Annotated in this window: 17 protein-coding genes; 8 read left to right on the forward strand and 9 right to left on the reverse strand. The window is 71.2% G+C overall.

The genetic code is table 11. The features are described from left to right. Nucleotides 1-31: 31 nt before the first annotated feature. The 6 genes from IOD14_RS15560 (at nt 32) to IOD14_RS15585 (ending at nt 8,734) form a co-directional block, all read left to right on the forward strand. Nucleotides 32-1,006 carry an NAD-dependent epimerase/dehydratase family protein gene (locus IOD14_RS15560; protein ID WP_249125922.1) on the forward strand — a complete coding sequence of 325 codons (975 nt, stop codon included), beginning with the start codon at nt 32-34 and terminating at the stop codon, nt 1,004-1,006. Further along, nucleotides 1,003-2,142: a DegT/DnrJ/EryC1/StrS family aminotransferase gene (locus tag IOD14_RS15565; protein ID WP_212670535.1), complete on the forward strand. Its 1,140-nt coding sequence runs from the start codon at nt 1,003-1,005 to the stop codon at nt 2,140-2,142. Before IOD14_RS15560 ends, IOD14_RS15565 begins: the two co-directional genes overlap by 4 nt. Continuing rightward, complete coding sequence (locus IOD14_RS15570) at nt 2,139-2,828, forward strand: acetyltransferase (protein ID WP_123993883.1); 690 nt, start codon at nt 2,139-2,141, stop codon at nt 2,826-2,828. Before IOD14_RS15565 ends, IOD14_RS15570 begins: the two co-directional genes overlap by 4 nt. Beyond that, on the forward strand, nt 2,825-3,943 hold the full coding sequence (locus IOD14_RS15575) for a DegT/DnrJ/EryC1/StrS family aminotransferase (RefSeq protein WP_123993882.1): 1,119 nt from the start codon (nt 2,825-2,827) through the stop codon (nt 3,941-3,943). The genes IOD14_RS15570 and IOD14_RS15575 overlap by 4 nt, the downstream gene beginning before the upstream one ends. Nucleotides 3,944-4,013: 70 nt before the next feature. After that, nucleotides 4,014-7,613 carry a DUF4082 domain-containing protein gene (locus IOD14_RS15580; protein WP_212670536.1) on the forward strand — a complete coding sequence of 1,200 codons (3,600 nt, stop codon included), beginning with the start codon at nt 4,014-4,016 and terminating at the stop codon, nt 7,611-7,613. Nucleotides 7,614-7,687: 74 nt separating this feature from the next. Next, the gene (locus IOD14_RS15585; RefSeq protein WP_123993880.1) at nt 7,688-8,734 is read left to right on the forward strand and encodes a glycosyltransferase; all 1,047 of its coding nucleotides are present in this window, start codon (nt 7,688-7,690) and stop codon (nt 8,732-8,734) included. A gap of 17 nt (nt 8,735-8,751) precedes the next feature. Here IOD14_RS15585 and IOD14_RS15590 read toward each other — a convergent pair whose 3' ends face one another. Continuing rightward, complete coding sequence (locus tag IOD14_RS15590) at nt 8,752-9,414, reverse strand: hypothetical protein (RefSeq protein ID WP_123993879.1); 663 nt, start codon at nt 9,412-9,414, stop codon at nt 8,752-8,754. 71 nt (nt 9,415-9,485) lie between these two features. On the opposite strand from IOD14_RS15590, the gene IOD14_RS15595 reads away from it, so the two are divergent. Then, nucleotides 9,486-11,504, forward strand: a complete 2,019-nt coding sequence (locus tag IOD14_RS15595; RefSeq protein ID WP_212670537.1) for an O-antigen ligase family protein — start codon at nt 9,486-9,488, stop codon at nt 11,502-11,504. Further along, entirely contained in the window at nt 11,501-12,412 is a 912-nt protein-coding gene (locus tag IOD14_RS15600; RefSeq protein WP_212670538.1) for a glycosyltransferase family 2 protein, read from the forward strand. Before IOD14_RS15595 ends, IOD14_RS15600 begins: the two co-directional genes overlap by 4 nt. Here IOD14_RS15600 and IOD14_RS15605 read toward each other — a convergent pair. From IOD14_RS15605 to IOD14_RS15640, 8 genes are read right to left on the reverse strand one after another with little or no spacing between them, the layout of a single operon-like run. Next, a complete protein-coding gene (locus IOD14_RS15605; protein ID WP_212670539.1) occupies nt 12,391-13,182 on the reverse strand; it encodes a glycosyltransferase family 2 protein in 792 nt (263 codons plus the stop codon). The two genes, IOD14_RS15600 and IOD14_RS15605, sit on opposite strands and share 22 nt — an antisense overlap. Before the next feature lie 11 nt (nt 13,183-13,193). Then, a complete protein-coding gene (locus IOD14_RS15610) occupies nt 13,194-14,249 on the reverse strand; it encodes a hypothetical protein (protein WP_123993875.1) in 1,056 nt (351 codons plus the stop codon). Next, a complete protein-coding gene (locus IOD14_RS15615; protein WP_123993874.1) occupies nt 14,246-15,742 on the reverse strand; it encodes an oligosaccharide flippase family protein in 1,497 nt (498 codons plus the stop codon). The genes IOD14_RS15610 and IOD14_RS15615 overlap by 4 nt, the downstream gene beginning before the upstream one ends. Then, the gene (locus tag IOD14_RS15620; protein ID WP_212670540.1) at nt 15,705-16,580 is read right to left on the reverse strand and encodes a Wzz/FepE/Etk N-terminal domain-containing protein; all 876 of its coding nucleotides are present in this window, start codon (nt 16,578-16,580) and stop codon (nt 15,705-15,707) included. Before IOD14_RS15620 ends, IOD14_RS15615 begins: the two co-directional genes overlap by 38 nt. 51 nt (nt 16,581-16,631) lie before the next feature. Continuing rightward, nucleotides 16,632-17,747, reverse strand: a complete 1,116-nt coding sequence (gene wecB, locus IOD14_RS15625) for a UDP-N-acetylglucosamine 2-epimerase (non-hydrolyzing) (protein ID WP_212670541.1) — start codon at nt 17,745-17,747, stop codon at nt 16,632-16,634. Between the two features lie 3 nt (nt 17,748-17,750). Further along, nucleotides 17,751-19,010, reverse strand: coding sequence for a nucleotide sugar dehydrogenase (locus IOD14_RS15630; RefSeq protein ID WP_123993871.1), 1,260 nt, complete (start codon nt 19,008-19,010; stop codon nt 17,751-17,753). After that, a complete protein-coding gene (locus IOD14_RS15635) occupies nt 19,010-19,780 on the reverse strand; it encodes a WecB/TagA/CpsF family glycosyltransferase (protein ID WP_123993870.1) in 771 nt (256 codons plus the stop codon). The genes IOD14_RS15630 and IOD14_RS15635 overlap by 1 nt, the downstream gene beginning before the upstream one ends. Beyond that, nucleotides 19,777-20,934, reverse strand: coding sequence for a hypothetical protein (locus IOD14_RS15640; RefSeq protein WP_212670542.1), 1,158 nt, complete (start codon nt 20,932-20,934; stop codon nt 19,777-19,779). Before IOD14_RS15640 ends, IOD14_RS15635 begins: the two co-directional genes overlap by 4 nt. Nucleotides 20,935-21,095 lie beyond the last annotated feature (161 nt).

Here is a 21,095-nt window from a genome sequence, read left to right on the forward strand (position 1 = left end):
AGCGATGCAATTCCCTGAGAGGGCACAGCAGTTGAGCAGCGTACGTGGCAAGAAGATCCTGGTCACCGGGGGAGCGGGCACCATCGGCTCCAACCTGGTCGACCTGCTGGCCGAGGGCGGCGCCCGCGAGATCGTCGTACTCGACAACTTCGTGCGCGGGCGGCGGGCCAACCTCGCGAAGGCCCTGCCCAGCGGTGTGGTGGAGGTCGTCGAGGGTGACGTCCGGGACGTCGAGACCGTCAAGAAGGTCACCGAGGGCGCCGACCTGGTGTTCCACCTTGCCGCGATCCGCATCACCCAGTGCGCGGAGGAGCCGCGGCTCGCCAACGAGGTCCTCGTCGACGGCACCTTCAACGTGCTGGAGGCGGCGGCCGCCGCCGGAGTCGGCAAGGTGGTCGCCTCCTCCTCGGCGTCCGTCTACGGCATGGCCGAGGTCTTCCCGACGACCGAGCGCCACCACGCCTACAACAACGACACCTTCTACGGCGCGGCGAAGGCCTTCAACGAGGGCATGCTGCGCAGCTTCCACGCCATGTACGGGCTCGACTACGTGGCCCTGCGCTACTTCAACGTGTACGGCCCCCGGATGGACATCCACGGCCTGTACACCGAGGTGCTCATCCGCTGGATGGAGCGCATCGAGTCGGGCGAGCCGCCGCTCATCCTCGGCGACGGCACCCAGACCATGGACTTCGTCGACGTCCGCGACATCGCCAGGGCGAACATCCTGGCCGCCGAGTCGGACGTCACCGACGAGGTGTTCAACATCGCCAGCGGCACCGAGACCTCGCTGCGCGAGCTCGCCGACGGGCTGCTGGAAGCGATGGGAGCGACGGGTCTGGAGCCCGTGCACGGGCCCGCCCGCTCGGTGAACTCGGTGGTCCGCAGGCTCGCCGACACCACCCAGGCCGCCGAACGCCTCGGGTTCACCGCCGAGATCGACCTGCGCACGGGGCTGAAGGACCTGGTCCAGTGGTGGCGTGCCGAGCGGGAGGCCGCCAAGTGAGCACCGACCGCATCCCCGTCATGATCCCCTGGCTCGGCGAGGAGGAGGCCAAGGCCGCCTCCGACGCCGTGCTGTCCGGGTGGGTCGCCCAGGGCCCCCGGGTCGCCGCCTTCGAGAAGGCCTTCGCGGAGCGGGTCGGGGCCGAGCACGCCGTCGCGGTCAGCTCCTGCACCACCGCCCTGCACCTGTCCCTGGTCGCCCTCGGGGTCGGGCCCGGCGACGAGGTCGTGGTGCCCTCGCTGTCGTTCATCGCCACCGCCAACGCGGTGCGGTACGTCGGTGCCGAGCCCGTGTTCGCCGATGTCGACCCTGTCACCGGCAACTTGACCCCGGCCACCGTGGAGCAGGTCCGCACCGCCCGCACCGAGGCCGTCCTCGCCGTCCACCAGGGCGGCGTGCCGGCCGACGTGCACGCGCTGCGCGCCGCCTGCGCGGACTGGGACCTGCCGCTGGTCGAGGACGCGGCCTGCGCCATCGGCTCGACCGTCGGCGGCAAGCCCGTCGGCCACGGCGCGCTGCTCGCCGCCTGGTCCTTCCACCCCCGCAAGGTCGTCACCACCGGCGAGGGCGGCATGGTCACCACCGACGACGCCGAGTGGGCCACGCGGCTGCGCCGGCTGCGCGAGCACGGCATGAACGCCTCGGCGGCCGAACGCCACGCGAGCAACAAGCCGGTCCTGGAGAGCTATCTGGAGGTCGGCTTCAACTACCGGATGACCGACGTGCAGGCCGCGATCGGCCTGGTCCAGCTCGGCAAGCTCGACGCGATGATCGCCCGCCGCCGCGAACTGGCAGCGCGCTACGACGCGTTGCTGCGTGACCTCCCCGGCCTCACCCCCGTCCGCGACCCCGGGCACGGGCAGAGCAACTTCCAGTCCTACTGGGTGCTGCTCGCCGAGGACTTCCCCGTCGGCCGGGACGACCTGCTCGCCGCGCTCTCCGAAGCCGGTGTCTCCGCACGGCGCGGGATCATGGCCGCGCACCTCGAACCCGCCTACGCGGACCACCCGAGGCTGCCGCTGCCGGTGACCGAGCGGATCAGCCGGGACTCGCTGATCCTGCCGCTGTTCCACACGATGACCGAGGCCCAGCAGGACCGGGTCGTGGCGGCCCTCGCCGAACAGGCCCGTGGATGAACGGACTCGTCATCGTCGGCGCGGGCGGCTTCGCCCGTGAGACCGCCCAGGCCGTGGCGGACACGGGCGAGTTCGAACTGCTCGGACACCTCGACGACAACAAGGACCTGCACGGCACCGACGTGGACGGCGTGCCCGTCCTCGGCGGCTGCGACCTGGTCCACGAGCTGCCCGGGGCGCGCGTGGTGATCTGCGTGGGCAACCCGCGCGACTACGCGGCCCGCGCCCGGCTGGTCCGGCGGCTCGCCCTGCCCGACGACCGCTACGCCACCGTGGTCCACCCGAGCGCGGCCGTCTCGGCGAACTCCTCGATCGGCCCCGGCTCGGTGCTGCTCGCGCAGTGCGTGCTGACCGCCGCGGTGCACGTCGGCGCGCATGTCGCGGTGATGCCGCACGTCGTGCTCACCCACGACAACACGGTCGAGGACTGTGCGACGCTCACCTCCGGGGTCCGCCTGGGCGGGGGAGTACGACTGGAGCGCGGCGCCTACGTCGGCTCCGGGGCCCTGGTCAGGGAGGGCACGACGATCGGTGCCTGGTCACAGATCGGCATGGGGAGCGCCGTGCTCGACGACGTTCCGCCGGGCGAGGTCTGGGTGGGGAGCCCGGCCCGACGGCTGCGCGCGGCGGGGGCGCCCGCGCTGGACGAACTCGCAACACCAACAGTGGGGGGACCGCTGACATGAACCAGATTCCGCTCGTGGACCTGAAAGCGGCCCACGAAGAGGTCGCCGACGAGGTGCGGGCCGGCTTCGACCGAGTGCTGGCGAACACCGCGTTCATCGGCGGCGAAGAGGTCCGCGCATTCGAGCGCGAGTACGCCGACTTCGGCGGCGTCGCACACTGCGTGGGGGTCGCCAACGGCACCGACGCCGTCGAACTCGCCCTGCGCGCAAGCGGGGTGGGACCCGGCGACGAGGTCGTGATTCCCGCCAACACCTTCATCGCCACCGCCGGTGCCGTGGCCAGGATCGGTGCCCGGCCGGTCCTGGCGGACTGCCTGCCCGACAGCCATCTCCTCGACCCCCGGGCCGCGTCGGAGGCCGTCGGTCCGGCGACGCGCGCGGTCGTGCCGGTCCATCTGTACGGCCAGATGGCCGAGGTGACGGAACTGGCCGCCCAACTGCCCGAGCACGTACGGGTGGTGGAGGACGCCGCCCAGTGCCAGGGCGCCACGCGGGACGGCCGCACACCGGGCAGCGGTGGCATCGCGGCCACCAGCTTCTACCCGGGCAAGAACCTCGGTGCCTACGGTGACGCGGGCGCGGTCCTGACCGACGACGAGGAACTCACCGGCCTGGTACGGGCGATCGCCAACCACGGCGGGGTCGCCAAGTACCGCCACGACGTCCCCGGCTTCAACAGCCGCCTCGACGGACTCCAGGCCGTCGTGCTGCGGGCCAAGCTCAAGCGGCTGGCGGACGGCAACGCGGCCCGCCGGGCGGCCGCCGCCCGCTACGACGAACTGCTCGCCGACCTCGCGGCCGCCGGCCGGGTCGTCCTCCCGGTGACGGCCCCCGGCAACGTCCACGTCTGGCACCTGTACGTCGTCCAGGTCGACGGAGCCGACCGCGACGACCTCGTCGGCAAGCTGAACGCCGAGGGCATCGGCGCCGGGGTGCACTACCCGGCCCCGGTCCACCTCACGCCGGCCTACCGGCATCTCGGCCACGACCGGGGCGACTTCCCGAACGCCGAGAAGGCGGCGGAGCGGATCCTGTCGCTGCCGCTGTACCCCCAGATCACCCCCGACCAGCAGCACCAGGTCGTGGACGCGCTCGCCGAAGCGCTCCGAGGCTGATCGGCCCCCTCACCACAAGCCTCACCCCGACTTCCGGGTCGGTCCTGCACAGCACCGCTGAGAGGTACACATGAACAGATGGAGCAGACGGCTCCGGGGCGGGCGCCTCGCCGTCATAGCCGCGTTGATATGGGCGGTGCTCCCGCAGGCCGGGACAGCCCAGGCGGCTTCCGACCCTTGCGGAACGGGCTCGAACCCGATCGTCTGCGAGAACAGCAAGACGGGCAGCCCCAAGTCCGACTGGTTCTCGCCCAACGCCTACGGTGACATCAAGGGGTTCTCCACCAAGGAGAGCGTCCAGGCCGGTGACACCGTCCAGTTCAAGATCCAGTCGCCGGTCTCGTACCGCGTCGAGATCTACCGCCTCGGCTGGTACGGCGGCGACGGGGCCCGCCTGATCTCCACCCCGGCCCAGGCGGCGACGACCTACCCGGCCAACTACACGACCAAGGAAGCCAGTTGCACCACCAAGGCCGCCACCGGCCTGGTCGACTGCGGCAACTGGCCCGTGACCGTGAACTGGACGGTGCCCGGCGACGCCGTCTCCGGCCTGTACATCGCGAACCTCACGCAGACCGACGGCGACGGCCTGATGCCGTACCCGTTCGTCGTCCGCAAGGACTCCAGCACCTCCGACGTCGTCGTGCAGACCAGTGACCAGACCTGGCAGGCGTACAACGACTACGGCGGCCAGGACCTCTACGGCGGCACGGGCCCCGCGCCCGACGGCCGCGCCTACGAGGTCAGCTACAACCGGCCGCTCGACATCGGCGGCGACAACGGCATCTACGGCTCCGAGTACATGATGCTGTCCTGGCTGGAGCGCAACGGCTACGACGTCAGCTATCTGTCCGGCGTGGACGTGTCGACCAACGGCGCCACCCTGCTGCCGAAGCACAAGGTGTACCTGTCCTCGGGCCATGACGAGTACTGGACGCAGAGCCAGTACTCCAACGTCCTGGCGGCCCGGAAGGCGGGCGTGCGGCAGGCCTTCTTCAGCGGCAACGAGGTGTTCTGGAAGACCCGGCTCGCCCCGAGCATCGACGGCGCGAACACGTCCAACCGCACCATGGTCTGCTACAAGATGACCAAAATGGTCCAGAACAACGGCATCGCCGACCCGAGCGGCCAGTGGACCGGCACCTGGATGGACCCGACCAGCACCCAGTACGGGCAGGCCTACCAGCCGCCGAACATCCTCACCGGCTCCATGTTCACGGTGAACGGCTACCGCGCCGACGCCATCACGGTCCCCGGCTCGTACGGCAAGAACCGGCTGTGGCGCAACACCTCCATCGCGAACCTCACGGCGAGCCAGACGGCCACCTTCCCGACCGGCACGCTCGGCTACGAGTGGGACAGCGACATCGCCAACAGCACCCGGCCCACGGGCGCGATCAACCTGTCGTCCACGACGGTGGACATCAACGACGGGAAGTACCGCCTCGACTGGGGCAACATGTACGGCAACGGCACCGCGACGCACAACCTCGTCGAGTTCCGCGACCAGGACTCCGGCGCCCTGGTGTTCGGGGCGGGAACCGTGCAGTGGTCGTGGGGCCTGACCAACCTGCCCACGTACGACCCGGCCGACACGGTGGTCACCGAGGACGCCCGCATGCAGCAGGCGACCGTCAACGTCCTCGCCGACATGGGCGTCCAGCCGCTCACCCGGCAGAGCAACCTCGTCGCGGCCACCGCCTCCACCGACACCAGCGGCCCGGCGGTCACCGTGACCAGCCCGGCCTCGGGAGCCACCGTCCCGGCGCTGAAGCCCGTCACCATCAAGGGCACCGCCTCCGACTCCGGCGGCGTGGTCGCCCGGGTGGAGGTGTCCACGGACGGCGGATCCACCTGGAACGCCGCCACCGGTCTCACGTCGTGGAGCTACACCTGGACCCCGACGGCTCCGGGCTCGGCGTCGATCAAGGTTCGCGCGGTGGACGACAGCGTCAACATCGGCTCCACCACCACGGTCCCGATCACCGTCGGCCCCCAGGCCTGCCCCTGCACCATCTGGCCCGCCTCGGCCGTCCCCGGCACCGTCAACGCGGGTGACGGCAGCTCCCTGGAGCTCGGCGTCAAGTTCCGCACCACGGTGGCCGGCTCCATCACCGGCGTCCGCTTCTACAAGTCGCCCGCCAACACCGGCACCCACACCGGCAGCCTGTGGAGCGCCTCCGGCACCCGCCTGGCCACCGGTACCTTCACCAGCGAGTCGGCCTCCGGCTGGCAGCAGCTGAACTTCTCCACCCCGGTGACCGTCAAGGCCAACACCACCTACGTCGCCTCGTACTTCGCCCCCAACGGCGGATACTCCTACGACGGCGGCTACTTCTCCGACAAGGCCGCCGGCCTCGCCCCGCTCACCGGACTGCAGTCCGGCACCGACGGCGGCAACGGCGTCTACCGCTACAGCTCCACCAGCGCCTTCCCGTCCTCGGCGTCCTCCGGCAGCAACTACTGGGTCGACGTGGTGCTGGACACCTCGACGGCCAGCACGACCCCGCCGGCGGTCACCTCGACCTCGCCGACGTCCGGCGCGACCGGCACCTCCATCACCGCACCGGTGTCGGCCGTCTTCGACCACGCCGTCGACGGCGACAGTCTGACGTTCACCGTGAAGGACCCGGACGGCAACACCGTGCCGGGCACCACGACGCTTCCCGCGTCGAACAAGGCGACCTTCACCCCGTCGACCGAACTGTCCCTGCACACCACGTACACCGCGTCCGTCCAGGCCTCCGACCTGTGGGGCAACGCCATGACGGACCCGGTGACCTGGAGCTTCACCACCAGTTCCGAGCCGCCGGCGGTCACCTGCCCCTGCACGCTGTGGAACTCCTCGGCCACCCCGGCCACCGCCGCCGTGACCGGTGACGGCAACTCCGTCGAACTCGGCACCCGCTTCACGTCCTCGGCGGACGGCTGGATCACCGGCGTCACCTTCTACAAGGGCGCGACCAATACGGGCACCCACACCGGCAGCCTCTGGTCCGACGACGGCACGCTGCTGGCCACCGGCACCTTCACCGCCGAATCGCCGTCCGGCTGGCAGACGATGACGTTCGCCACCCCGGTGGCCGTCACCGCCGGCACCGCCTACGTCGCCTCCTACCACGCGCCCAACGGCAACTACGCGGTCAACGGCGGCTACTTCACGGCGGCGCACCAGTCCTATCCGCTCACGGCCACCGCCGACACCAGCGCCCACCACAACGGGCTGTACCGGTACGGCAGTTCCACGGCCTTCCCGAACGGCTCCTACGGATCCGCCAACTACTGGGTCGGCCCGGTCTTCACCGCCGACGACCCGAGTGCGTCCCTGGCGACGGCCAACGCCTCGGAGGTGACCGCGTCCTCGCTGGCGCACACCGCCGACGCGACGAGCCCCCTCGTCACGACCCTGCCCGCCTCCACCAAGCTGTCGTCCGTCACGGCGACCGTGACCGTCCTGAGCGGTTCCAAGGCCGCGAAGAAGCTCCACGTCACGGCCGTCACCTCCTACGACAGGGCCACCCACAAGGTGTCCGTCCACCTGTCGTCGCCCCTGCCGGACGGCACCCGGTTCAAGGTCGCCGTCAAGGCCCAGGACAAGAAGCACCACACGGTGAAGTCCAGGACCTGGACCCTGACCAGCAAGACGACGATCCGCAAGAAGAAGAACTGACCGACCAGAACCCACCGGTGGTGGTCCGCGCCCGGTCCGGCGCGGACCACCACCGGGGATTGGCTTCCCCACAGATGAGCACCGTCAGTGTTGTCATCCCCTGCTACAAGTACGGCCATTTCCTGGCCGACTGCGTGAGCAGCGTCCTGGACGAGCAGGACGGCGTCGACGTCCGGGTGCTCATCATCGACGACGCCTCGCCCGACGACTCGGCGGAGGTGGCGCAGAAACTGGCGGCCTCCGACCCGCGGATCGAGGTGCACGTCCACGAGACCAACAAGGGCCACATCGCCACGTACAACGAAGGCCTGCTGGAGTGGGCCGACGGCGACTACGTGGCCCTGCTGTCGGCCGACGACCGGCTGGTGCCGGGCGCGCTGGTGCGGGCCGCGGCCCTCCTGGACGCCCACCCCGAGGCCGGCTTCGCCTACGGACGGCCCCTGCGCTTCCAGCACGGCGGCCCGCTGCCCAAGGCCCGTACCCGCAGCACCGGTTCGGTCGTCTACCCCGGGCACTGGTGGCTGGACCGGCGCTTTCGCGAGGGCACCGGCTGCATCACCTCGCCGGAGGTCGTCGTCCGCACCAGCCTCCAGCGCAGGGTCGGCGGCTACGACCCCGCCCTGCCCCACGCCGGCGACATCGAGATGTGGATGCGGCTCGCCGCCCACGCCGACGTCGGCTACATTCGCGGCGCCGACCAGGCCTTCTACCGCGTCCACGGCAAGAACATGTCCACCGTCGACTTCGGCGGCCAGCTCGACGACCTGCGCCAGCGGCTCGTGGCCTTCGACTCGGTGCTCACCAAGTGCGCCGACCGGCTGCCCGAGGCCGACCGTCTGGCCGACCAGGTGCACACCCGGCTCGCCCGCTTCGCGCTGCGCCGCGCCTACCGGGCCTACGACCGGGGACGTACCGGAGTCGTCCCGGTCGACGAGTGCGTCGCGTTCGCCGAGGAGTGCCTGCCCGGATACCGGGCCCTGCCCGAGTACCGCGCGCTGCGCCTCAGACGGCGGATCGGCCCGAAGGCCATGCCCTACCTCCAGCCGCTGGTGTGGTCGGCCGTGGCCGAGCGCGGCCGGGAGTGGCTGTGGTGGGAGTCCTGGAAGCGCCGCGGCATCTGATGAACCACCCGTACCACTCAGCTCACCGCGGGCACCGGCTCGGTGCGACGGCGGCGGCCCGGGGCGTCCTTGCGGCGGCTCAGCAGAAACCGGTCGAGCCACAGCGCGCCGACGATCCCGCCCGCCGCGCCGAGCAACGCCGTACCCGCCAGGCCCCGGGTCTTGTTGCCCTGCACCTGGGCGGCGCTCGGCGAGGTCAGGACCGTCGCGGTGATCCGCGCCCCGTCAGGGACTCCCTGGGCCTTCTGCAACGCGTCGACGTGACGGGTGTAGACGTCGATGATGCGGCTCACGGACGTCACCGCGGTCTCGGCGGCGGACGCCTGCGACTGCACCTGCAAGGAAGGGATCAGATAGCGGGGCGTCGCGCTGGTGCCGCTGTTGCGGGGGACGAGATGGTAGGTCCCGCGCACACCCGCAGCCTTCAACTCCTTGGTCCCGGCGGGGGATTCCAGCTGGCGCACGACGCCGTAGGAGAGCACGGCGAGCGGCGGCTGGAGGTTGGTGAGCTGGTTGGGCTGGTTCTGCGTCACCGGCGGCTTGAGCACCACGACCGCGGAGCCGACGTACTGGGGGGTGGGGCGCACCACGTGGTAGGCCCCGGCGGCCGTCAACAGCAGCGCCACCACCAGGACGTACCAGCGGCGGAGCAGCGCATCGGCGACGTTCCCGGGCGACATGTGAGTTCCTTCCGTCGCCCCCGATACTGGCAGGACATGTGGCCGGATGCCACCGAAAGGAGGAATGGTTCGTGAGCATTGGTGAGATATGGGCCATTCTGCGCCGACGGTGGTACTTCATGGTGCCCTTCACCGTGCTGAGCCTGCTCTGCGGCGCCTATCTGTACGAGACCGTCCCGGTCTCCTACGAGTCGCAGAGCTCGGTCGCGCTGCTGGACTCCTCGGCCGTCGCCCGCCTGGCGCCCACCTTCGGCAACCCCATCTCGAACGCGGGCGGTTCGCTGATCGTCACGGCCGACGTGCTGATCAGGACCCTCGAGTCGAGCGACGCCGCCAAGGAGTTGCACGGCAGGGGCGTCACGGACCCCTACACGACCGGCTTCGCCCCGGACAGCGAGAGCCCGCTGCTCGTGCTCAGCGTCACCGGGACCGACCGGGAGAAGGTGCTCAAGGAGACCGACATCCTGACCGCCTTCGCGGGCGAGCAGCTCGACGCCCTCCAGGCCGCCGCCAAGGTGCCGCCCGCCTATCTCGTGCAGACGGCCCCCGTGGTCCTGCCGCAGACCCCGGTCGCGGAGTCGAAGAACCGCTACCAGGGGATCGCGGCCGTCGTCATCGGAGGTGTCGTCAGCGCGTTCCTGCTGTCGATCCTGATGGAGGGCGTCACCGTGGTGCGCCGCCGGCGCAACACCGCCGCCCGACCGCGCCAGGCCCGCGCGCTCACCCGCGAACGGGCGGGCTGGCTGAACCGCCGCGTCGACGCCACCGCGATCCTCACCGTCTATCTCGTGCTGGCCTTCTTCATCCCCTCCAACCTGGCCCTGCCCGCGCTCGGCGGCGTCGGCACCCCGGCCAACGTCTTCGCCCTGCTCGGCCTGTTGTGGTACCTCGCGACCTGGCTGGGCGGCCGCATCCTCCCGGCACCGGGCACCAGGTTCGTGCGGGTCTCCCTGTGCGTGCTCGGCACGGCCGTCCTCATGGCCTACATCGCGGACGCCCTGCGCGAGAGCTCCCACCAGGAGGTCCTCGGGGCCGACCGCGGACTCATCGGATACCTGGTGTGGGTGTCGCTCGTCGTCCTGACCTCCGCGGCCGTGCAGGAACGCGGCCGGCTGGACGTGCTGATGCGCCGGGTGGTCGTCCTGGCGTCCGTCGTCGCCGCGATCGGCTTCTACGACTTCTTCGCGGCCACCAACATCGCCGACTCCATCCACATCCCCGGCCTGCAGACCAGCGTGGCCCAGGTGAGCGTGATGGACCGCGGTGCCTTCACCCGGCCCCGGGCCACCACGGCCCAGCCCCTGGAGTTCGCCGGCATGCTGGCGATCCTGCTGCCCTTCGCGATCCAGCAGGCCTTCGATCCGGTACGACGTCACCTGCACGTCCTGCGCCGCTGGGGTCCGGTGCTGCTCATGGGCGGCGCGCTGCCCCTGTCGGTCTCGCGGACCTCGATCGTCGGTCTGCTGCTGGTGGCCCTGGTGATGGTGCCGCGCTGGAAGCCCGCCCGGCGCTGGGCCGCGATCGCCGTGATGACCGCCTCCGTGGCCGTCTTCAAGGTGCTCGTGCCCGGGCTGATCGGCACCATCACGGGCCTGTTCGCGTCGTTCCTGTCCAACTCCGACAGCAGCACCCAGGCCCGCACGGTCAAGTACAGCGCGATCGTGCCCTATCTGAAGGAGCACCCCTTCTTCGGGCGGGGCTTCGGCACCTTCACCCCGGACCTGTACTTCTTCACCGACAACCAGTACATGCTGACGCTCGCCGAGATGGGCGTGCTCGGACTGGTCGCCCTGCTCCTGCTGTTCATCACCGGCATCCATCACGGCGGTGCCATCCGCAGGCTGGCCCGCACCGAGTCCGACCGCGAACTCGGCCAGGCGTTCTTCGCCTCCTCGCTGGTCGCCCTCGTCAGCAGCGCGACCTTCGACTCGCTCAGCTTCCCCATGTTCGCCGGCATGTTCTTCCTGATCCTGGGCGCGGGCGGCAGCTATCTCGGATTCGTCCGGCGCGAGGCGGCCCCCGCCGTCGTCCCGCCCGCCCCCCGCAAGGCCCAGGAAGACCGGCTTCCCCAACTCGTGGAGTCCCGTTGAGCCCCGTCGCCGTCATCGTCGTCACCTGGAACAGCGCCAAGGTGCTCCCCGGGTTCCTGGCCGCCCTCCCGGACGGCATGGCCGGCCTCGACTGGAGGCTGGTCGTCGCCGACAACGCCTCCGCCGACGACACCGTCGAGGTCCTCGGGAAACTGGCCCCCGACGCCACCGTCGTGCAGACCGGCCGCAACGCCGGGTACGCGGCCGGGGTCAACGCGGCGCTGAAGGCCGCGGGAGACGACGGCGTGGCCCTGATCTGCAACCCGGACATCCGGATGCGGCAGGGCTGCGCCAAGCGTCTCGTCGACAGCCTCGGCGACGGCGTCGGGATCGCCGTACCCCTGCTGTACGAGGAGGGCCGCGACACCCCGCACCACTCGCTGCGCCGGGAGTCGAGCGTGCTGCGCGCCCTGGGGGAGGCCGTCATCGGCAACCGGCGGGCCGGACGCTTCCCGCGCCTGAGCGAACTCGTCACCGATCCCGGCGCCTACCGGCGGCCCACCCGCGCGGACTGGGCGACCGGCGCGCTCATGGCGATCTCGTCCGACTGCCGGGCCGCCTGCGGACCGTGGGACGAGTCGTTCTTCCTGTACTCGGAGGAGACCGAGTACTGCCTGCGGGCCCGCGACCTGGGTTTCGTCACCCAGCTGGAGCCGTCCGCGGAGGCGGTGCACCTCGGTGGCGACTCGCAGGTCTCACCCCGGCTGTGGTCCCTGCTCACCCTCAACCGCGTGCGCCTGTACGGGCGGCGCCACGGGGCGGTCGCGACCATGTGCTTCAGGGGCGCCGTGCTGCTGCGCGAGGCGTCGCGGGCCGCGTTCGGCAGAAAGGCCTCCCGCGCGGCAGCGGCCGCCCTGCTCAGGCCCGGTGCCCTGCGAGCGGCCGCTCAGCCGGACCACGTCGTGTAGAAACTCCCGGGGTTCACCAGATACCGCACGGTGGCGTGCGGCACATGGCGTACGGCATGACCCCGGCTGTAGCGGTACACGAGCTCCCAGTCCTCGCGCGGCAGCACCTCCGGCGTACGGCGCAGTCGGCTGAAACGGAGGGAGCCGTCGCGTCGCGCGACGAACGCGTTGGTGTCCAGGAAGGACTCCCGGGCGGCCCGCCGGCGGTCGAACTCCACGGACAGCACGTCCCGTTCGGTCCCGTCCGGCAGCACCCGGCGCAGTGCCGTGTAGACGCCGTCGGGCCCTCCCGGCGCCTCCAGGACCGCCAACGCCCGCTCCAGGTGGTCGGGTTCCCACAGGTTGTCGTCGTCGAGGAACGCCACGTACCGCGAGCGGGTGAGCCGGATGCCCACATTGCGCACGACGCCCGCCACGGCGGTGTTGCGGGCCAGCGAGACCGCGAACAGCCGTGGATCGTCCGGGAGTTCGGGCAGCCCCGCGCCGTCGTCGACGACGATGACGACCTGGTCGCGCACCGTCTGGGCCAGCGCCGAGGCGACCGCCGCCCGCAGCGCGTCGGGGCGCCGGTGGGTGGCGATGACGGTGGCGACGAGGGCCTCGGGAACGGGCCCGACGACCGCCGTGAGGCGCCGTGTCTCGGCGTCCTCGAGTCGACGCAGCCGCACCGCGGAGGGCAGCAGCAGCACCTTGTTGCGCAGCTCGAACAGGACGAGCCAGCCGAAGGCGCGCTTGAGGAGCTCCCAGGGGGCGCGGGCGATGCGACGCATGATCCTCTTCCTCAGCCGGCCGGTTCGGGGGTGACGGGGGTGCCGTCGGAGAAGCGGTTGCCGCGCCAGACGTTGCCCGCGCCGCCCGGGTTCCAGGCGGTGACCGCTCCGTAGACGCCCGAGTAGCGGTGGTATCGGGTGGAGAACACGTTGTTCGTGACGGTGATCCCGGTGGCGCCGTCCCCGCCCCCGTAGAGGGCGTAGGCGCCACCGGCCAGCAGATTGCCGTCGATGACGGTGTTGGAGACATGGCCGGTGTCCGCGAACAGGCCGACGGCGGCGGAGGCTCCCTGGTCGACGGGGACCGGGTTGAGCAGGGTGTTGTGCCGGATGACCAGCTTGCCCGTGCTGCCGCCGCCGCTGATCACCGCATCGGTGTGCTGCCACTCGCCGCCGTTGTTGCGGAAGGGGACCAGGCCGTGGACGTAGTTGTCGTGGAGGTTGCCCTGGCCCATGGAGAGGGCGTTGCCGAACACCGAGATGTCGCACCAGCCGACCTCGATGGAACTGCTGCCCATGTTGGAGACGGCGTAGTTGACCCCGCCGTTGTCGGGGCCCTTGCCCGGCACGGCGGTGATCGTGGTGTGCAGGACGCGCAGCCCGCTGTAGCCGGGACGCAGGTTGATCCCCCACCAGTTGGTGGAGGTGATCCTGCTGTCGATGACCGTCACGTTGTTCGCGTAGATGTCGAGCGACCCGGTGATGTCCTGGCCCCTGATCACCGCCCCGTCGGTCCGGACGCTCATGTTCCCGGCGGCGTGCGGCTTGAGCCGCAGGCGGGGGCCGGTGTTGCCGGCGTTCGGGAAACCGGCCTCCGGGGGCGCGGCGGTGGTGGCCGGGGCGCTGCTGGGGGGACGGGGAGACGCGGACGGCTTGGGCCGGTGGGTGGGCGTCGAGATGCTGGGACTCACCGAGACCGATGCGCTCGCGGAGGGCGTCGGGTCGGCGGAGGCCAGGGGCGTGCGCGTGGGCGTCGGATCGGCGCGGTCGGCCCTCTCACCCCCCGAGGAGCAGGCGGCGGTCAGTAAAAGTGCCAGGCCGACGAGGAGCCGGCGGAGCGAGGTCATACGGTCTCCGGGGTCCGGGAGCCGAGCAGGAAGCGACGGCTGGGCAGCACGCACACCACGTAGCAGGCCAGTGCGGTCGCGCCGACGGCGAACAGGGCGAGGGTGCCGTCGCCCAGCAGCCGCTTGGCGCCGAGCAGCACCAGGATCATCGCCGCACCCGCGAGGAAGGGCCAGAGACAGGCCCTCGCGATGGCGGCGAGGCCGATTCCGGCGCGGGCGAGGGCGTAGAGGAACACGGGGACGACGAGTGCGGCGCCGACCAGGACATGGCCCTGGGCGACACCGACGATGCCGCCCGTCCGGGCCCCGACGATCAGGACCGGGACGAGGGCGGCGACCCACAGTCCCTGGACGAGGATGAGCGAGCGGCGCTGTCCGACCGCGACGAGACAGTCGTAGGCGAGTTCGCAGACGATGCGGATCAGGCCCAGGGCCATCAGCCACGGCAGCGCCTCGGCGGCGGGCAGCCACTTGCCGCCGTAGACGAGGTGGACCACCGGGGCCGCGAGGCCGCCCAGCAGGACGCACAGCGGCACGGTGCCCGTGACCAGGACCCCCAGGGCGCGGCTGAAGCCCTGGGCCAGGGCCTGCGGGGAGTCGGCCAGGCGGGAGAACCCGGCGAAGGAGACCCGGCGGGCCGCCTCGGAGATGACCCGGACCGGCCAGCCGGACATGTTGAACGCCAGGACGTAGAAACCGAGCGAGATCTGGCCGAGGGAGGAGCCCACGACCATGGTGTCCACGTTGACGACGGCCAGGGCGAGCAGGCTCGCGCCGGCCAGCGGGAGACCGAACTTCAGCAGGGCGCGGGCCTGTTCGCGGTCCCAGCCGAACCGCAGGGTCCCGGGGACGGCGATCGCGCAGCCGACGAGGGCTGCCACGTTGCCGACCACCGCGCCGCAGGCGAAGCTCATCGCTCCCCAGCCGGCGAACGCCAGGACCAGGGTCACAGCGGTGCTGAGGACGAAGTTGAGCGCGTCGATGACCATCCGCCTGCCCTGCGCGAACTCCCGGGTCAGGATGCCGGCGGGCACGTGCGCCACCGCGTCGATCACCAGGCACAGGCACATCACCCTGAGGACGCCCGAGGCGTCGGGCGAGCCGAGCAGCCCGGCCACCGTCGGCGCCGAGACGAACAGGGCGACGTACAGCAGCCCGCTGGACAGGACGCTCAGCGTCAGCACGGTCGGCGCGAAGCGGCGCGGGTCACCCTCCCAGCGGATGATGGCGAGGCCCACGCCCAGTTCGTTCGCGGAGAGCAGCACCAGGAGCACGGTCTGGGCGATGCCGTAGACACCCCACTCCGCGGGCCCGAGGGCGAACCGCGCCAGCAGGATGCCGGTGGCGAAGTTGCCGAGGCGCATGACCAGGGTGTTGATCAGGCTCCAGCGGGCCGCGGAACGGACCTTGCTGCCCAGGGAGGCAGGAGCGGGAGACGACGGGCTGTCGCCCGTCTCAGTTCTCTCGCTGTCCGGTGTGCGAACGCTGTCCATGTGTCGACTCCTCGTCGAGCGCCTCGGCGGCGGACGCCACGGTCATGACGGACCGCCCGCCCCTGGGCCCCTCGGCGCGCCTCTTCTCGGCGGAACGCGACCAGCTGGGCGGCGTCCGCAGGGCCATCGTCTGCTCGGCGACCGACTCCTCGGCCCTGGCCGCCGGCCCGGTCGCCTCCGCGGGCGTGGGCTCGGGGTCGGTCGCCGGCTGCGCGGGGTCCTCGTCCGGCACCGCCGGACGCGGACGCCGGCGCGCCTCCACGTAGAAGGTGGCCACCAGGCTCAGGACCAGCCCCAGACCCCCGGCCATGATCATGTACTCGAGCCGGGTCTTGGTCTGCGCCGCCGGGTCCTGCGGGGCCACGATGGTCGACATGCGGATCATGGCGTCCGTCGTGACCGACTGCTGCTTCTGGAACTGCACGAGCCGCTCGTCCGCGTACTCCGTCAGGATGCGGTCCGACTTCAGGACGGCCTTCTTGTCGGTGCCGGTCACCGTGAGCCACATCAGCGGCCCCTGGGCGTTGTCGGCGAGCTTGGCCTCGAACGTGCCGGTCGCGCCACGGGACTTGAGCTCCCGCAGCGAGGCGTCGGAGTTGAGGTTGCGGGCCAGGCTGTCGGCCATGCCGGTCAGCGAGGTCTGGGTGCTGAGGAAGGGGTTGCCGTCGTAGGCCTTGGTGGCCTTCTCCGAGTTCAGCAGGACCACCGTGCTCTGCGACTGGTAGGTGACCGGGACCGTGATCGCCACGGCCACGGTCAGGCCGATGGTCAGCAGCAGCCCCGGCAGCAGGACGTACCAGCGCCTGCGCATCACCCGGAAGATCTCAGCGAGATCCATGGTGGTCCCCCCTCGCGCCCAAACGTTCGACGAGCATATGTTGCAAGCGGATCATATGGGGAACGTCTGATCGGTGGGCCTCGGACGGGTGTTCGCCGTGCCTCCCTCCAGCAGGACCTCGGCGATCCGGTCACTGGCACGCCCGTCCCACAGCTCGGGCCGGCGGGGCGCGGGCGGCTCGTCGAGCACCCGGTTCACCACGGAGACGATCCGGGCCGGATCCCGGCCGGCCAGCACGTTGGTGCCCTGCTCGACGGTGATCGGCCGCTCGGTGTTGTCCCGCAGGGTCACGCACGGCACGCCGAGCGCGGTGGTCTCCTCCTGGATGCCGCCCGAGTCGGTCAGCACGATCCGGGCGGAGTCCTGCAGCGCGATGAAGTCCAGGTACCCGGCGGGCGGCACCAGCTGGATGCCGCCGGGCACGCCGATCTCGGCCAGCCGGCCGGCCGCGCGCGGATGCACGGGCAGCAGCAACGGCAGCCGGCCGGCGATCTCACCGAGCGCCTTCAGCAGCCCGGCGAGAGTCTCGGGATCGTCCACGTTGGCCGGGCGGTGCAGGGTGACCAGGCCGAACTCGCCCTTGGTCAGGCCGTGCCGGTCGAGGACGTCCGAGGCCCTGGCCCGCTCCAGGTTGGTCAGCAGCGTGTCGATCATGACGTTGCCGACGAGGTGGATCTGGTCCTCCCGGTACCCCTCGGCACGCAGGTTCTCCACGGCGTCGGGGGAGGGGGCCAGCAGATAGTCGCTGACCCGGTCGGTGGCGACCCGGTTGACCTCCTCCGGCATGCTCCAGTCCCGGCTGCGCAGCCCGGACTCGACGTGCGCGAGCAGCGGCCCCGCCTTCGCGGTGACCAGGGCGCAGGCCAGGGTGGAGTTGATGTCGCCGACCACGACGACGATGTCCGGGGCGAGTTCGGCGAGCAGCGGCTCGAACGCCGTCATCACGCGTCCGGTCTGCTCGGCATGGCTGCCCGAACCGACCCCGAGGAAGCGGTCGGGCGGGCGGATGCCGAGGTCGGCGAAGAACACGTCGTTCATGGCCGGGTCGTAGTGCTGGCCGGTGTGGACGAGGATCACCTCGGCGCCCCGGCTCTCCAGGGCGTCCATCACCGGTTTGATCTTCATGTAGTTGGGGCGGGCCCCGGCGACGCAGACGATGCGCGGCATGGTTCAGAGCACCTCGATGGTGGGTCCGGACGGCAGCCTGCGGCGGCAGTCGAGGACGAAGGGGGCGTGTTCGGCGACGAGTTCGTAGTCGAAGCCGTCGTGGTCGGTGAGCAGGACCACCACGTCGGAGGCCGCGAGCTCCTCCGGGGTCACGTCGACCCGCACCAGCCGGGTGTCCACCGGCAGGCTCTCCACGACGTGCGGGTCGGCCGCCCTGACCTGGGCCCCCATGTCGAGCAGCAGCTGGGAGATGCGCAGGGCGGGCGACTCCCGCGCGTCGCCGGTGTTCTTCTTGTACGCGAGACCCAGCAGCAGCACGCGCGAGCCGTTGACCGAGCGGCGTCGCTCGTTGAACAGGTCGCTGATGCGGCGCGTCACGTACTCCGGCATGTGGTTGTTGATGTCGTTGGCCAGCTCCACGAAGCGGAAGCTCTGGCCGAGTTCGCGCTGCACCCGCCAGGACAGGTACGAGGGGTCGATCGGCAGGCAGTGGCCGCCGACGCCGGGTCCGGGCGTGAAGCGCATGAAGCCGAACGGCTTGGTGGAGGCCGCGTCGATGGCCTGCCAGACGTCGATGTCCAGGTGGTGGGCGAACATCGCGATCTCGTTGACCAGCGCGATGTTCACATGCCGGAAGGTGTTCTCCAGGAGCTTGGCGAGCTCGGCCTCCTTCGGCGAGCCCACCGGCACCGTGGTGTCGACGAGTTCGTCGTAGAAGTCCTGAACGGCCTTGAGCGAGGCCTCGTTGACGCCCGAGACGACCTTCGGGGTCTCCTTGAAGCCCCACACGGTGTTCCCGGGGTCGATCCGCTCCGGGCTGTAGCCCAGCTGGAAGTCGGTGCCCGCGGTGAGGCCCGAGCCGTCCTCCAGGATCGGGGCGAACATCTCCTGGGTCGTACCGGGATAGGTGGTCGACTCCAGGATGACGGTCGCCCCGGGTCTCAGGAAGCGGGCGAGGGTGACCGCCGACTCGCGGATGTACCGCAGGTCAGGGGTGCCCTCGTGGAGCGGGGTGGGCACGGTGACGACGGCGACGTCGAAGCCGCCGCAGTCCCGGGCCGCCTCGCTGGGACGGTAGGCGCCGCTGTCCAGCGCGGCACGGATCCGCTCGGAGGACACGTCCTCGACGAAGGACTCACCGGCGGCGAGGCTCTTGACCCGCCGGGCGTCGACGTCGTAGCCGATCACCTCGTGTCCGACCTCGGCGGCCCGGATGGCCAGCGGCAGGCCGACGTAACCCTGTCCAACCACGACGACACGCATCAGTGACTCCTGTTCGCGGGAGCGGCCTGCGGGATGAGCCGGATGAACTCCCGTGCCGTCATGAGAAGGAAGGCGGTGTTGGTGGTGACATAGCGCTTGCCCAGCCGGCGCGGCTCCTGGAGCGCGCGGTAGAGCCACTCGACGCCGAGCCGCTGCCAGGACGCGGGGGCCCGCTTGGTGACCCCGGCGAGGATGTCGAAGGAGCCGCCGACCCCGTGCACCACGCGGGCGCCGGTCCGTGCCCCGTAGGCGGCGGTGAAGATCTCCTTCTTCGGCGAGGTCATGCCGAGGAAGAGCATCTGGGCGCCGCTGTCCGCGATGTCGCCGGCGATGTCCTCCTGCTGGGAGTCGTCGAAGTAGCCGTTGCGGCTCCCGGCGACCTTCAGACCGGGGAAGCGGTCGGCGACCCGGCGCAGCATCTCCTCGAGGACCTCCTGCTTGGCGCCCAGGAAGTACACCGAGATGCCCTGCGACTCCGCCTCGGCCAGCAGCCGCAGGAACAGGTCGATGCCCGCCACCCGCTCGGGCAGCGGGGCGCGCAGGACCTTGGCGGCCCACACCACGGCCTGTCCGTCGGCGACGACCAGGTCGCAGCCGGACACGGCTTCGGCGAGCCGGGGGTCGCGCCGCATGTTCACCAGCTTCGCGGCGTTGACCACGCCGATCTCCAGCTGTCTGCCGTCCCGCACCGCGTCCAGGCAGCGCTCGACGGTCTCGTCCATGGTCAGCGGGTCCAGCTCGATCCCGAACAGGGACTGGCGGTCGTTCATATGAGGCCCCCCTGCCAGGCGTGGAGCATCCAGCCGAACTCGTAGGGCCGGCATTCGCGGTCCACGGAGAGCGGGCGGTACACCCGGTCCAGGGTCTTCAGGCGCAGGCCCGGGGCCACTCGGGTGGAGAGCCCGCGGGCGGCGCGCACGGCCTTCTTCGGGTCGCCCCGGTAGACCTTGCGCCAGGTCACGCCGAGTTCGTCGAGGATCATCGGCTCGGGGTGCCCGGCCAGTTCCGGCACCTCGGTCATCCAGCGCAGGCCCTTGCGGATCGCGGCGCCGAAGTCGCTGCCGCCGGCGTCGGCGAGGTCGAACAGCGCGGTCGGGGCCATCGCGTGCTGGTGGACGCTGTAGACCGGGTAGCCCTCGATGACCCCGCCGGTGCGTGCGTCGTAGTGCCACCACCACTGTCCGCCGTCGCCCTGGAGCTCGCAGATGCGGGCGGCGCACGCCTCGGAGGCGGCCAGTGCCTCGGGGTCGCCGTCGCCGCTCGCGTGGGCGAGGGCCAGGGCCTGGAGCGGGTACGTCTGGTCGGCGAAGCAGGCCACGTGCGCCCGGTACCAGGGCACCAGGCCGGGGCCGGTGGCGTGCGGGAACAGCGGGCTGTCCCCGACGCGGGCCCGCAGCAGCCGGTCGCGCGCTTCGGAGAAACGTCTCTCCACGTCGACCGTGTCGCGGGCGGCCGCCATGGCGGACAGCACCCAGGCCGCCTCCACGGTGTACTGCGGCAGGCCGGCCACGTCCAAGGCGTCGACCCGGGCCAGGGCGTCGGACAGCTTGGGGTGCTCGGTCTCGGCGGCGGCCCAGGCGATGAGCGCCGCGTCACCGAGGTTGGTGACGCCGGGCAGCGACTCGATCAGCAGGCCCGTGAACTCCTCGGCGGTCCGTCCGCCGAGCACCGCGCGCTGGCGGTCCTCCGGGAGGAACCGGACACCCAGGGCCGTGATGGCCGCGTACCGGGTGCTGGTCCCGCGCCGCTCCAGGGTCCAGGAACCGGCAGCGGTCTGCCGCCCGGCCATGGTGAAGGCGAAGGCCTCGCCGCCGGGCAGCAGCATCGACGGCAGCCCCGACTCGGCGACCGTGAGGAGTCGTTGAACGAGTGGCAGCAGCGTCGGTTCCTCACGACCGAGCGCGGCCAGGCGTGTGATGCTCATCGGTTGGACACACCAACCCCCCTGTTTTTGCGCAGACTTGTGAGCGCCGCGGCACGGACGGCCGGGCGATGGAAGGCAGGCGGACGTCAGACGTCGGAGCTGGTGCCGATCCCGATTTCAGGCATAGGTGTTTCCACCCGGTAACCCCCCCTGGGCACTAC

The organism is Streptomyces sp. A2-16 (genome assembly GCF_018128905.1).
Lineage (GTDB): Bacteria > Actinomycetota > Actinomycetes > Streptomycetales > Streptomycetaceae > Streptomyces.